Source organism: Mycobacterium sp. ST-F2, from assembly GCF_001905655.1.
GTDB lineage: Bacteria > Actinomycetota > Actinomycetes > Mycobacteriales > Mycobacteriaceae > Mycobacterium.
In genome coordinates this window covers 1-13,921 of the sequence record NZ_JMHT01000029.1, presented here as the reverse complement: position 1 = coordinate 13,921, position 13,921 = coordinate 1, and the positions used below count along the sequence as shown (strand labels likewise).

At 68.2% G+C, this 13,921-nt stretch carries 13 protein-coding genes; 7 read left to right on the top strand and 6 right to left on the bottom strand.

Translation table 11 applies throughout. The annotated features are described in order from the left end of the window. Positions 1–3: 3 nt before the first annotated feature. The 5 genes from EB75_RS12035 to EB75_RS12015 all read left to right on the top strand — a co-directional run bounded on the left by EB75_RS12035 (position 4) and on the right by EB75_RS12015 (position 2,556). Positions 4–276 (top strand): hypothetical protein, encoded by a 273-nt coding sequence (locus tag EB75_RS12035; RefSeq protein WP_073695622.1) that lies wholly within the window; start codon positions 4–6, stop codon positions 274–276. A gap of 88 nt (positions 277–364) precedes the next feature. Then, the gene (locus EB75_RS12030) at positions 365–661 is read left to right on the top strand and encodes a hypothetical protein (RefSeq protein WP_073695621.1); all 297 of its coding nucleotides are present in this window, start codon (positions 365–367) and stop codon (positions 659–661) included. 11 nt (positions 662–672) lie between these two features. Further along, on the top strand, positions 673–1,209 hold the full coding sequence (locus EB75_RS12025) for a hypothetical protein (protein ID WP_073695620.1): 537 nt from the start codon (positions 673–675) through the stop codon (positions 1,207–1,209). An 18-nt stretch (positions 1,210–1,227) separates the two neighbouring features. Then, complete coding sequence (locus EB75_RS12020) at positions 1,228–2,157, top strand: LLM class F420-dependent oxidoreductase (RefSeq protein ID WP_073695619.1); 930 nt, start codon at positions 1,228–1,230, stop codon at positions 2,155–2,157. 6 nt (positions 2,158–2,163) lie between these two features. Next, positions 2,164–2,556 (top strand): hypothetical protein, encoded by a 393-nt coding sequence (locus EB75_RS12015; protein ID WP_073695618.1) that lies wholly within the window; start codon positions 2,164–2,166, stop codon positions 2,554–2,556. Here the strand turns inward: EB75_RS12015 and EB75_RS12010 are convergent. The 6 genes from EB75_RS12010 to EB75_RS29285 form a co-directional block, all read right to left on the bottom strand. Beyond that, complete coding sequence (locus EB75_RS12010; protein ID WP_073695691.1) at positions 2,553–3,794, bottom strand: DUF445 domain-containing protein; 1,242 nt, start codon at positions 3,792–3,794, stop codon at positions 2,553–2,555. The two genes, EB75_RS12015 and EB75_RS12010, sit on opposite strands and share 4 nt — an antisense overlap. Then, on the bottom strand, positions 3,794–4,477 hold the full coding sequence (locus EB75_RS12005; RefSeq protein ID WP_073695617.1) for an Abi-alpha family protein: 684 nt from the start codon (positions 4,475–4,477) through the stop codon (positions 3,794–3,796). Before EB75_RS12005 ends, EB75_RS12010 begins: the two co-directional genes overlap by 1 nt. A gap of 51 nt (positions 4,478–4,528) precedes the next feature. Further along, positions 4,529–6,043: a dynamin family protein gene (locus tag EB75_RS12000; RefSeq protein ID WP_073695616.1), complete on the bottom strand. Its 1,515-nt coding sequence runs from the start codon at positions 6,041–6,043 to the stop codon at positions 4,529–4,531. Next, positions 6,040–7,890, bottom strand: coding sequence for a dynamin family protein (locus EB75_RS11995; protein WP_073695615.1), 1,851 nt, complete (start codon positions 7,888–7,890; stop codon positions 6,040–6,042). Before EB75_RS11995 ends, EB75_RS12000 begins: the two co-directional genes overlap by 4 nt. 96 nt (positions 7,891–7,986) lie before the next feature. Further along, a complete protein-coding gene (locus tag EB75_RS11990; RefSeq protein WP_073695614.1) occupies positions 7,987–9,141 on the bottom strand; it encodes an IniB N-terminal domain-containing protein in 1,155 nt (384 codons plus the stop codon). A 256-nt stretch (positions 9,142–9,397) separates the two neighbouring features. Further along, positions 9,398–9,934, bottom strand: coding sequence for an Rv0340 family IniB-related protein (locus tag EB75_RS29285; RefSeq protein ID WP_073695613.1), 537 nt, complete (start codon positions 9,932–9,934; stop codon positions 9,398–9,400). Positions 9,935–10,177: 243 nt separating this feature from the next. Here EB75_RS29285 and EB75_RS11980 point away from each other — a divergent pair, with 243 nt between their 5' ends. After that, complete coding sequence (locus tag EB75_RS11980) at positions 10,178–12,139, top strand: Hsp70 family protein (protein ID WP_073695690.1); 1,962 nt, start codon at positions 10,178–10,180, stop codon at positions 12,137–12,139. Further along, positions 12,139–13,921 (top strand): isoniazid response ATPase/transcriptional regulator IniR (gene iniR / locus EB75_RS11975; protein WP_073695612.1); only part of this gene is annotated, 1,783 nt, incomplete at its 3' end. The genes EB75_RS11980 and iniR, both read left to right, overlap by 1 nt.

Here is a 13,921-nt window from a genome sequence, read left to right as displayed (position 1 = left end):
CGCATGAAGAAATCCGCAGCTGCAGTGCTGTTTCTGCTCGCATCCTCGGCGGTGCCGGCCGTCGTCACGCCTGCCGCACACGCCGACGTGTGCGGCAGCGTCGGGGGCCGGCACGTCAGTGCGGGCGGCTGTACGAACGTCGCTGGTGACGCCGCGGTCGCCGCGGCAGTCGCCGCACCGGACGACGCGGCCGCCCAGGCTGCCGCGGGCCGCCCGCCGTGCTACACCCCTGCCGGGGTGCCCTACTACACACCGGGCGACTTGCCGTGTAACTGAGCTTCGCTTCGCCGAATGTGAAGTAGATCGCCAAGATTCAGCGAATCCTCGCCATCTACTTCACTTTCGACGTCGTTATGGTGGGTCCATGCACAAATCTCTGCAGCGTGCCGCCGTCATCGCCGCGGCAGCCTTGGCGCCCATGGCCATCACCGCCGCGATCACGCCTGCCGTCAGCAACGCAGACTGCGACAACGGCACCTGGTGGGACCCGGTGCAGAACCGGTGCCAGGCGCCGTTGGTGCAGAACTGTCCTGGCGGTTGGTGGGACCCGAACATCAACAGTTGCCGGCCGCCGGTCTCGACGACGCCGCTCGACTGCCGCGACGGCGCGTGGTGGGACCCGATCAACAACATCTGCCGTCCGCCCCTGCTGCCGCAGTAGCCTGTAAGCCGATGAACCACCATCGGCTTATCGCCCTCATCGCTGCCCCCGTCGCGCTGCTCGCCGGCTGCGACAGCACCACCACCGGAAGCCCGAAGGCGGGGCTGGACACCGGCGAATCGTCGGCTAGCGCGCCGACACCGAGCGAGAAGGCGATCCGACCGGTTCCGGTCAGCCCGATCCCCGCACCCCACGCCGTACCGCCCGACGCGCAGGTTCTCACGCCGCAGAATGGGTACGTCTTCGTCGCGACCAAGTCCGGCCTGACGCGGTGCCAGCTCAGCACGGCCGAGGTCGACTGCGAGTCGGCCTTCACCAACGCACCGAAGGTCAACGGGGAGACCGCGAACGGCGTCCGGGTCACGGCTGCCGGTGAATTGTCCTGGGTGGTCGGCAATCTCGGTGCCATCCCGACCGTCACCATCGACTACCAGACGTATTCGGCGGTGGGCTGGACCATCCTCGCCAGCGCCGAGGGCACCCGCTTCACCAACGCCGGCACGGGCCACGGGATGTTCGTCTCGACCACGAGTGTGAAAGCGTTCTGAACCCTTAGGCTGGCGAGCATGGACTTCCGGGTATTCGTCGAACCGCAGCAGGGTGCCACCTACGCCGACCAGCTCGCCGTCGCGCAGGCCGCAGAAAGACTCGGCTATTCGGCGTTCTTCCGATCCGACCATTACCTGGCCATGGCCGGCGACGGACTGCCCGGCCCGACCGACTCCTGGGTGACGCTCGGCGGCATCGCCCGCGAGACCAGCACCATCCGACTGGGCACCATGGTCACCTCCGCGACATTCCGGTATCCCGGTCCGCTCGCCATCGCCGTCGCGCAGGTCGACGAAATGAGCGGCGGCCGTGTGGAATTGGGCCTCGGCGCCGGCTGGTTCGCCGAGGAGCACGAGGCCTACGCCATCCCGTTCCCGCCGCTGGGTGAGCGGTTCGACCGCCTCGACGAGCAACTGCAGATCATCACCGGCTTCTGGGACACCCCGGTCGGCGAACATTTCGACTTCGCCGGCACGCACTACACCGTCAAGAATTCCCCGGCCCTGCCCAAGCCGGTGCAGGCCCGTCCGCCGGTGATCATCGGTGGCGGCGGCGCCAAGCGGACCCCCGCGCTGGCCGCCCGTTTCGCCTCGGAGTTCAACATCCCGTTCGTCGACATCGACACCCTCACCACCCAGTTCGGCCGGGTGCGGGCCGCGGTGGCGACAGCTGGGCGGGCGCTCGAAAGCATCACGTACTCAGCGGCTTTCGTGCTGTGTGCGGGCAAGGACGACGCGGAGATTGCCCGCCGCGCCGCCGCCATCGGCCGCGAGGTCGACGAGATGCGCGGCAACTCCCCCACCGTCGGCACGCCGGCGGAGATCGTCGACAAGCTGGCGCCGTTCATCGCGGCCGGGGTCCAGCGCATCTACCTGCAGGTGCTGGACATGGCCGATCTCGACCACATCGAGTTCTTCAGCAAAGAAGTCATCCCCCAGCTACGCTGACCGGCCATGACCGAGCGGCCGTGGCACGAGCGCACACCCCATGTCGTGGGCGCCAGCATCGCCGCGCTCGTCGCCATCGCCCTGATGTATTTCGCGGCGACGTGGCTGACCCGGCACTACAACCAGCCGACACCGCCGCCGGTGCCGGTCATCACCGACGCCCCCGTGACGTCGTCCACCCTGACGGCGAGCACGACCACCTCGACGTCCTCGAGCTATACGTCGGTCACGCCGTCGACCACCGACATCGACCTGCCGCCGCCCTCCGAGACGACGACCACGACGTCCCCGCCGCCGCCGGGCGACAGCACGACCACCAGCCGCACCACGGCACCGAAGACGTCGACATCTATCACGCAGTCCCGGCGCACCCACCCGTCGGGACCGCGCCCGCACTAGTGGGTGAAGAACTCGATCATCAGTACCTGGAGCTCACCGACACAGCCACCGAGGATGGCGCCGATGGCGATCATCAACGGCTCGTCGTCCTTGAACACCGGCCGCAGAATCGACTCGTACTCCTCATTGGTGAGCTGATTCATCTTCTCGATGATGGTGTTCTCGAGATCGATCTTGCTCATGGCGTAGTCCTGCGCGTCGAGCAGCGTCGACGGCAGCCGCTCGACCACCAGATCGACGACCTTGTCCTTGAGCGCGTTGTACTTCGACGTGCCGACCGCGAACTTCACGACGGTGCCGGTGAAGCCGCCGACCTCGCTGTCGATCGCGAGCTCGACCTCGCGGGCGACCATGGAGAACAGCTTGTCGGCGCCGGGTCCCTTGAGGATGCCGTCGAAGAGGATGTCGGGCGCGAACAGGTCCTCGGCCAGGATGCGGGCGTAGTCGGCGGTGATCTTCTCGCGCTGGGCGTGCAGCAGCCCCTGGAACTTGATGAAGCCCAGGTACTTCGTCGGCTTGATGGGCCGGAACAGCATGTTCAGGGCGATATAGTCGCTGATCAGACCGATACCGAAACCGAACGCCGGCATGATCCACGGCAGTTTGAAGATGGCCCAGACGAACATCTGCGCGGTACCGATGATCAAACCGAAGTAGATGCCGCTGCGCCGGACGAACGCCATGGCGTCGTCGGACAGGCCGCGCATCAGCTTGTTGAGCTTCTCCTTGTTGCGCACCAGCGTGGTGACCGAGAGGAACTGCAGGTCGACGAACCGGCTCAGGTCCGACTGCATCTCGTTCAGCATCTTCTCGGTGATGCGCGGCGCCTGGGATTGGATGCGGTTCAGCACCGCCTGGCGCCCGGCCTCGGGCAGTGAATCCCACAGACCCGGACGGATCTCTTCGGCGACGTCGCGGGCGATGTCATTGATCGACGCGGCCAACGGTTCGCGCAGCACCTCGACGGCCTCTTTGGCGTCGATGCGCGAGAGGAGTTCCTCGGGTTTGAGCAGGTTCTGGGTCAGTAGCTCGATAGTCGTGGAACCGACCTTGCCGGCCCGCCGCGGGATGATGCCCTGCCAGCCGATCGGTCCGATGCCCTTGAACTCCAGCGGCCGGTAGATCATCTCCATCGCGACGATCTTGGTGCTCCAGCCGACGAACGCGGCCACCAGCGGCATCGAGAAGTAGATGATCCAGTGCTCACGGAAGTCGGTGAGGATCTCGGTCAACGACATCAGCCCCACCTGTCCTTGTCGTCCTCCGCGGTGGCGGCGGCCCACAGCGATCGGCCCAGCGGCGACAACGTCAAGGTCAGCTTCTCCACCTTGGCGGGCAGCGGGCCCTTCGACGCGGCCTTGATCGCGCCCAGCACGATGGTCTCAGCCATCAACACCTCGTACTCGGTTTTCAGGGACGAATCCTCGGGCCCGATCTCCACGAGGCGCAGCGCCAGCAAATGCCCGACGTACTGCGGCGTCATCTGCGGCAACGCGACGTTCGCGGTCCGGCCCACCAGTGCCGCGTTCTCCAGCACCGGCTTACGGGTCCGGTCGTACACGTTGACCAAGGGCGAGACGGAGCCGTCGGACAGGGCGCCGACGATGCGGGCCTCGTCGGCCACCAGCTGGTCCAGCAGATGGTGGTACAGCTCGGTCTGGCTGCCCGCGGTGTTCTGGTCGAGCGCCCGATTCAGCAGCTGGCTCATCTTGGAATTGAGCGATTCGTCGGCATCGGCCGGTTTGGCTTTCGGCGCCGCCGGTACGACGTCGTCGTCGATGACTTCCGGTTCCAGTTCGTTGAGGCCTTTACGCAGGGCGCCGACGATCTGCTGCTCGGTCCAGCTGTACACATCCAGGCCGAGACGGGCAGCGTCGACCGCGCGTCCTACCAGTCCGAAGGGGTCAAACGATTGAGCCATCCGCAAACGGTAGCTGCGTGGAGTACCAATTGGCCAACGATCACGAATATCTCACCTTCCCTGCGCCGCGTAGTCGGCGACGAGAGCCTCGGCGCTGCGCACGGCGGCCTTGCAGGCGCGCGCGGTGAAGGGGTCGTTGAGCGGGTGATCAGCCCGGCGGCGCCACCGTTGCACCGCCGCGAAGGCCGCGCGCGGGCCATCGTACGGCGCGTCGTTGCTCAGTCCGAGGCGGCTCGCCGCGTCGGTGCCCGAGCCGCCGATGATGCGGCGCAGGGACGCCATCTCGTCGTCATTCAATGTGGTTGGCCGGGAACGTAATTGACCGAGGAGACGCAATTCCTCGAAGGCATGGGTGTCGGCCAGCAGCGGGTCGATGTCCGCTAGGACGAACGGCGTCGCGTAGATGGGGTTGGCCTCGACGAAACGGTGCAACGAGCGCAAGGCGGTGTGCGCCTTCAGCATGTCGGCGCGCTGCGCGAACTGCTGGTCGATGACGTCCCGCAGGGCCACCAGGCCGCTGCGCTCCAGCAGTTCGTCGGCCAGCCCCAGGGAATCGGTCACACCGGCGCGCAGCACCGCGATGGCGATCCGGATACCGAACATGCCGAACCGCTCCAGTAACGCGGCCCGGGTGATGGCGTCCACCGGCAGCGAATCATCATGCCGGGCAAAGCGATCCGCAGACAGCATGGCCTTGGTCAGCGCAGTGGCACCGTCTCCGTCCAGCGCGGCCAGCTTCTGCAGCGCCGCGAACTCGCTCTGCTGCAACGTGCGTGCGGTCAGCGCCAGCAGCCCCGATACCGGGACGACGGCCTGGCAGACGCCCGTCCGGTCCAGCTCCGTGGTGAACCGGGTGGCCACCTCGCGGGCCGACATCATCGCGTCGATGCGTCCGGCCCCGATCTCGTCGGCACGCGACGCCACCCCGATGACACCGAGAGCGCCCGAGCCGCTGCCGACGAGTTCGCCGATCTGCTTGAGCAGCGCGATGTCTGGCGCGTTGAGCGTCCGCAGCAGGAAGACGACGGCGTCCACGCGGGGGACACCGTCGCGCGGCACCAGCAGTTGCAGCGTCCGGTCGGAGACGTCACGCGACAGCGACGAGGTACCCGGCGTGTCGATGATGGTCGTCTGTTCCAATTCCGCTGCGGGCCACTGCACGTCGAGGTCGACGATGTCTCCCACATTGGCCGCGCCCTGCGCTCCGGAGTACCGCGCCAGATCGAAGGTCAGGCCGCCGTCGCGGGTGATCGGCACGTCGGTGCGGCGACCGTCGCGATGGTTGGCCGTCACCCGGGGCGTCGTGCCGTGCCGGAACCACGTCACCAGGCGGGTGGCCTCGGTCGCGTCGGTGGGCGCAATCTCCTCGCCCACAAGCGCATTCACCAGTGTGGACTTGCCGGCCTTGAGGGTGCCGGCCAGGGCGATGCGAATCGGCTGGTCGAGCCGGCGGGCGATCCAGTCCAGTTCGGCCAGGACCTGCGGCCGGTGTTGATACGTCGGGTCGGACCGGTAGGCCGAGATGACGCCGCCCAGGATGGCGCGGACGCGGGCACTGGTGCTCACTGGGCGAGTGCGGGAGTCAGTTTCACCGCGTTGTCGATGACCTGGCGCAGAATGTTCAACTGCCGCTCCAGTTCCCGCACGCGGTTGTCCCGTTCGCCCGCCTCGATCTGCGCGGCCGCCAGGGTCGCCTGCAGCGATTCGTTGAGCGACCGGGTGGTCTGGTTGGCGATGCCGCGGTAGTGATCACGCAAGTGGCGCTGGATGTTTCGCAGCCGGTCGCGTGACTCCTTGCCCACGGCGAACGACACGTCGTCCACGAATCGGCGGACGTTCATCTTCGCCTCGCCGCGCACGCGCAGCATCCGGTTCTCCATGTCTTCCTTGTAGGCCTTGCGGCCCAGCACGAGTCCGGCACCCAGCGACAGCGGATTGAACATGCCCAGCCCGGCGAACGAGGTCAGCATGCCGAACATCAGCACGCCCCCGTATGAACCGCGCATACCCGTGATCACCTTGTGCCCGGCCCTGATCGGCTCCGACTCCAGCCGCGCCACGGGGTTGAACTCCCCCAGGCCGGCGCCCATGTCCCGGGCCCGAACCTCGGCCAGCTCGACATGATCGATCCCGGCCTCGACGAACGTGCGCGCCACCTCGGCGGCGAGCGCCTCGGCGCGCTGGTGTGCCCACACGAAGTTGTCGCCGACGGCCGTGGCGACCACGTTTTCCAGCTCGGCGCCGATCTCGGCCCAGTGCTGGGTGGGGTCGCAACCGTCGATGATGCGTTCGGTGTGCGCGGTGATGTTGCGGAACCGGTTACGCAGATCGTGGTCGACGTCGGCGGTCAGATCGGCGATGCCGTCATTGAGCACCTGTTGCCACAATGCAGTCTGCTGCAATGCATTCTGGGCGTCCTCCTTCTGGCGCTCCAGTTCGGCCTTCATGCGCTCGATCTTGTCGGGGTCGTTGATCGCCGCGAGTTCGGTGGACACCGTCAGGCTGAGATGTTCGGCGGCCGCGTGGATTTCGGTGACGACCTGGTCCTTGATCCGGTCGTTCTCGCGGCTCAGCACCTTGTCGGTGAGGAACTTGATGATCGCCGGGAAGTTGGATTCGTCGTTGAGGTCCTTGTCATTGAGCGCCAACGCATGCGTGCGCAGAGCCGAGGAAGCAGGGACGACGGGGATGTTCAGCCGCGCGCGCTGCAGGTGCGCGGTGTTGGCCGCGACGATCTCGCGCCAGTGCGGGTACAGATCGGTCTTGGTGGCGATGATCGTTGCCACCGGGCAGATTTCGACGGCCTGACGGATGAACGTGAGCTCGGGAGCCGTGAACTCCTGGCTGGTGTCGCTGACCATCAGGAGGGCGTCGGCGTCGGGCAGCAACCCGAGCGTGGCCGACAGGTGCGGCTGCCCCAGACCACCCACGCCGGGGGTGTCGACGAAGGTGAGGCCGCCTTTGAGCATCGGGCTCGGCGCGGCGACCTCGACGCGCAGCACCTGGCGGCCCTGGGCCTGCGGGGCCTGCCGCAGGTCGGTGGCCAGTTGGTTGGGCGGGATGGCGACGACGGTGGGATCGGCGCCCGGCCCGTCGTTCTCGGAGGGGGCCAGGATGAGCTCGGCGGCCGCGGCGTCGCCGTAGTAGACGACGGTGGTCAGCACGGTGCTCTCGTCGTCGCCGACGCGGGCGACCGGCATGTTCAGCAACGAATTCAGCAACTGACTCTTGCCCTGCTTGAGCTGTCCGGCGATGACCACCCGGATCCGCGGATCACTGATCCGGGTCTTGGCCGCCAGCAACCGCTGCGCCAGGTCCTCGCGGTCGTTGAGGCTTGCGATCCGGCTGGTGTGGTCGATCAACTCGACGATCACCGCGACCGGGCGCGGATTCGCCTCGTTCGGTTGCGTCACTGGACTCTCCTCGACTGCATGCTCGCTGACTAACGGTATGCGCAAACGTCCGGCGGGGCCTGTAGGTGGCCCCGCCGGACGGTTTGTCGCGATCGATCAGTGCATGTGCGGATCGACGTGGGTGGTGTGGCTGAAATCGGTCGTGGTGTGGGTCTCCGACGGTGCGTAGGTGTTCATGCTGGCCTCGTGCACCGAGTTGTCGGCGACCGTGCTGTGGACGGAGTTGTCCGCGGTCAGATCGGTGTGGGTGGTGTTCCCGCTGCCGATGTTGGTGTGGGTGCTGTTGCCGCTACCGATGCTGGTGTTGGCGGTGTTCCCGCTGTTCAGGCTGGTGTTCGCGGTGTTGCCGCTGTTCAGGCTGGTGTTCACCGCCGACGAGTGCGACGAGCTGTCGATGACGCTGCTGTTGCCGCTGCCCAGGTCGTGGCCGACGGTGGTCTGGCTGCCACCGACGTGCGTGGACGTGGACGTGGTGTTGCCGTCGTTGATGACGATGTTGCCGCCGCTGCCACCGCTACCCGCGTTGGCGTGGCCGCCGCCGATCAGGCCGCCGCCGGCGCTGGCGCTGCCGCCGTTGCCGCCACCGGTGCTGACGTCGCTGATCACCGGACCGGAGTTGCCGGCGATGACGTTGCCGCCCGCGGTGGTCGAGTTGTCGGCCTGGTGGTTGCCGGTACCGACGATCACCGGGGAGTGGCTGCCGGTGAGGATGTCGCCGTTGGTGACGGTGTTGCCGTCGCCCTGGACCGCACCCTTGCCGCTGGCGATGTCGCCGCTGTTGGTGCCGTCGATGTTGACGCCGCCGTCGCCCTGCTGGACGTGGTTGCCGCCGAGGGTGATGTCACCGAAGCCCAGGTTGAAGGCACCCTGCTGGGCGTTGGCGCCGGCGTGCTGCTCGGGGCTGAGCACCGGGATGTCGTTGCCGCTGGCGATCGGGACGTTGTTGTGGCTGGCGAAGTCGGTCTGGTTACGGCTGGCGAACTCGGTCTGCGGAGCGAATGCGGTCTGCGGGGAGAACGGCGAGGACATGCTGTAGTAGTCCGACACCGCGTTCTGCAGGCCGACGACCGGGTCGCCGCCACCGAGCACGACACCGGCGGGCACCGCGCTGGCGGCCACCGAAGCGAGCTGCGCGGAGGAGACACCGGCGAGGCCGGCATCGCGCATGGTCTGCTCGGGGTTCGCGACGAACGAGCTCGCGACAGCGGGGAAGCGGAACAGGTCGATGATGAATTCGATCAAGCTGGTCATGGGAGTCCCTCTCGTTGGTGTTGCTTTGTGGAAGTTTTCTCGCCGTCCGTCCGGCGAACTGACAACAACGTTAGGGGCCGGCAAGACCCCCGCAAACGGGGCAACCACCCCTACCCCCAACGGAACATAGTGGGGTAGCAACGCTCCCCCAATTAGGGGATTAGGGGATGCCTAGGGTGTTTGCTGAAGACATGGCCAGGATACGCAAAAACGCCGGTGTCCATGGTGGCCACCGGCGTGTGTCGGGTGTATATGGTCAGCTGAAGAAGTCGAAGTCCTGGTGGTGTTCGACAGCGGCCGACGGGTCGGCGGTGTCGACGGGGTGCCAATCGTGCGCACCCGGGTCCGACAACTGTCCGGCGTCGACGACCGGTACGTCGGCCTGCAGGCCGAGATCGTCGGCCACGGCCAGGTCCGGCACTGCGGTGTGGACCGGAAGATCGGGCCCATTGTCCAGTCCGCCCAGGTCAGGATCGGAAATCACGTGCGGCGACACGACAGCCGGCACATGCGTGTTGAAGGCATCGAAGGCGTCGAACGCCGCGGTGGCGGCGCCGCTGGTCCACACGTTGACGCCCGGATCATCGAATCCGGCGGCCGGCACGCCGCCCGCCGCGGAGGACACCGTCCCCAGCGATTCGGACACGACCGGGATCAGGTGCGCAACGTCCGCCGTGGTGACGCCACTGAGATTGGCGGCGGCGATGGCACCGGCGGGGTCGGCGGCGTAGTGGGCTGCCACGTCGGGATCGCGTACCACCGACATGACGAAATCCAGTAGTGGATTTGCCACGGCACCTGCTCCTTCCGTCGATTCGACTCTGTGGGCCTCACACCAGGTAGGCCCCTTGATAACTATTTCGATGCTATCGCCGATATAGCTCCCAGAGATCGGTGCTGACCCCAGCACCCGACACCTGCCATTAGGGGCACTCCCATTAGGGAATCACCAATCGTTAGGGGATTGTGTCCCACCCCCAGGCCGCCAGCACATAGGGTGGCCTGAGTCCGATAGTGCGTCAAAGGAGTGGACTTCATGAGCCTCGGTTTGTCGATCGGCCAGACCAACCTGGTGGCCGTGCCGGCCGGGCGACCGCCGGTGAGCCGTCGCGCCATCTTGTCCCTGTACCCGGATCGGCCATCCGAAGTCGGCATTCCGACGCAGCCCGGCGGCCTGGTGCTGACGGGGTTCGTGGAGCGCGTCGGCGACCCCATTCCCCTGATCGCCCCGGACGGCTCGGCACATCGCGGGGAAGCCGTGCTGGCCGAGGCCCTCGACTCGATGGCCCGGACTGCCGGTGGCGGCGCCCCGATCGTCATCGCCGCACCCGCGCACTGGGGCATGTCGACCATCGGCGCACTCGCCGCGGCGCTGCGCGGCAAGCCGGGCTTGGCCGCCGCACCCGTGGTCTCCGACGCCGCCGCAGCCCTCGCGGGCCTCAAGGCCGGGTCCGGACTGCCGGACCACGGCGTGGTGGCGCTGTGCGATTTCGGTGGCAGCGGCACCAGCGTCACCATCGCCGACGCCGCGACGCTGAACCAGATCGGCGAGACGGTGCGCTACCCGGAGTTCTCCGGGGACCTGGTGGACCAAGCGCTGCTGAACCACGTCATCGCCGGCATCACCGAGTCGGCCGACGCAGATCCGGCCGGTACCGCGGCCGTCGGCTCGCTGTCGCAGCTGCGTGATCAGTGCCGCCAGGCCAAGGAGCGGCTGTCGTCGGAGACGGCGACGTCGATCAGCGCCAACCTGCCCGGGTTCACCTCGGCCCTGCGCATCACCCGCCCCGAGTTGGAACACCTCCTCGAGCCGGCCCTGGCCGGGCTGATCGCCGTCGTGCAGGAAACCCTGCAGCGCAACCAGATTCCGGCCGGCGTCCTGACCTCCCTGGCCACCGTCGGCGGCGGTGCGTCGATTCCGATTGTCACCCAACGCCTTTCGGAGCATTTCCGCGTTCCGGTGGTGACGTCGCCGCAACCGGCGCTCACCGCGGCCGCCGGTGCTCCCTTGGTGGACCCGAGCACCATGAGCGCCGACGCACCGACGGGCATGGCCCCCACCATGGGCTGGGCGGCCGGCCCCGCGGCCTGGGCGGGCGGCCCCGCCACCATGGCCGCTCCGGTACCTCCCGCGGACGCCAATCCGTCCTCCACCGTCGGGCCGTCCCTGGCCTGGTCGGACGACGAGGAGCCCGGCGCGACAGAAGATTTCGGGACCGGCTACGCCGAGGCGGCGCCGTTCGGCGAGACCACCGCCCGGCCGGCGATGGACTTCGCGCATGAAGAAGAGGACAACCTGCCCGACGTGGCGCCGCTGCCCTGGTACCGGCGCCCACCGCTGCTCTTCGGCGCGGCCGCGGCGGCGTTCCTGGTCGCCGGCGGCAGCTGGGCCGCGGTCGGGCTCACCGGTACCGAAACCCAGTCCGGTCCGGTGACGGTCGACGTCACCACCACCATCACCGGGCCCGACGGCTCTATCACCACGAGCACCTACAAGGCCACCAAGTCCGTTGTGACGCAGACGAATCCGAACGGTCAGGTGGAGACGTCGACGGTGACCAACCCGGTCACCACCACCGACGCGCCGGTCACCACGACCACCACCGACCCGTCGACCACCAGCTCGACGACGAGCTCGACCACCACCACGACGACGACCACGACGACGACAACCCCGTCGACGACCACCACCACGACCACGACACCACCGCCCACCACGACCACCACCCAGCCGCCCACGACGACGCAGCCACCGACGACGACGCAGCCACCCACCACCACGCAGCCGCCGCCGACCACGACGAAGCCGCCGACGACGCAACCCAGCACGCAGACGCCCACGGCTCAACCGACGCAGGAGCCCAGCACGCCGACGGTGCAGCCCACCAAGACGGCATCGGCCGCGTCGGCTTCGGCACCCGCCGTGTCGGAGCCTGCAGCGTCGGCACCCGCGGCGTCGGCGCCGGTCACCTCTGTCCCCTCGGCATCGACCAGCTGATGACCGCAGCGGCGGGCACATCACTGGTGCTCGGCGGGATCGGCAGCGGCAAGACCACCGCACTGGAGGCAGTGCGGAAGACGTTGCGGGCCAACGGAACAACGATGCTGGCCCGGGTTCCCCGGTCCGGTGAGGCACCCGACGCGGCCATCGTCATCGACGACGCCCAGCTGCTGTCGCCCGCAGAACTGGATGCCCTGACCGAGCTGGCCGGCGACCCGAGCCGCACGGTGGTGGTCAGCGCCGAACCGTTGGCACATGAGCGCGCGCTCAACGCCCTCACCACGACCCTGAGTCGGCAGCATCCGCCCATCCAGTTGGCGCCCATGACGCCTCACGAGATCCACGAGGCGCTGGTCCGCGCCGGCGTGCCCGGCGGCCAGGTGCCCGGACTCGTCGTCGCCACCGGTGGCATCCCGCTGCTGGTCTACTCGGCGTTGTCGGCTCTGGCGTCAGGTGGCGACCCGGTGCGGGCCGCCACCGTCGCGTTGAGCGAACGGCTGCGCCGGCTGGACGAGCATCTGCTGGACACGTTGTTGTTGTGTTCGCTCAGCCCCGAACTGGGGCCCGACGACATCGCCGCCGCCCTTCAGCTGCCCGGCGATACCGCGGCGGTGCTGATGGACCGAGCCCGGGCCAGTGGTCTGCTGTCCGCGTCGCTTCACCCGCGGTTCATCGACACGCTGCACCGGTGCCTCACCCGGCTGGTCGGCGCCGCGCGGCACCGCGAGACCGAATCCCGGCTGCTGCGCTCACAGATCGAATCAGCCACGCTGTCAACCGAATTGGCACTGAAGCTGGCAGAGCACGGCACGGTCGACGACCTGTTGGCCGCCGACCTGATCGACCGCGCCACGTCCGCCGAGCCCCGCCAGGCCGCCCGCCTGTACCGTGCCGCGGCCCGCGCCGGCACCGCACCCGCGGACATCCACCTCGCCGACGCTCTGGCCGTCACCGGCGACTGCACCACCGCCGGCACCCTGGCCGACGAACTGCTCACCGCCGACGACGCCGACGTCCGGGCCCAGGCCGTGCGCATCGCGGCCAGTGTCGCCATGCATGACGGCGCCGCCGCGCACGCCGCGGATCTGTACCGGTGGCTCGGCCCGCATTCCGATCCGTTCGTGGCTGCCGCCGGCGCCGTGGTGGGTGTCGCGACGGCCGACGCGGAAATGGCCCGGGCCTGCCTACAGGCCGAAAACTCCCTGCCGCCAACGTCTTCCGCGCGTGCGGCGCGCGGCTTGGCGGAGGGCATGCTGCTGACGCTCGACCAGCCGTTCGCGGTGGCCATGGCACGGCTGACGCAGGCCATCGGGTCCACCAACGGTGTGCACTCGGTCGCGCCCGACAGCCCCGCCGCACTACTGGGCCTCGTCGCGCTGCACGGCGGCGACGCCGTCCGCGCGCGCAGCGTCATCGGCCGGGCCGTCCGCACCGGCACCAACCAGGGTTTCTCCGATCTTCGCCACCGGCTGCTGCTGGGCTGGATCCGGATGCTCGACGGGCAGCTCGATTCCGCCGTGCCGGCCTTGGGCACGACGGAGATCGCGGACTTGCACCGCCGCGACGCGTTGTGGTTCACGGCCCTGCAGACGGCCATCGCCCGCCGCAGCGGCGACACCGGCGCCCTGCAGAAGCATTGGTATGCGGCCATGGAAGTGCTGGCCGAATACTCGCTGGACCTGTTCGCACTGCTGCCGCTCGGCGAATTGTGGGTGGCCGCGGCCCGGTTGCAGCAGGTCGATCAGCTGCGCCAGCCACTCGCCGAGGCGTTCGGGCTGT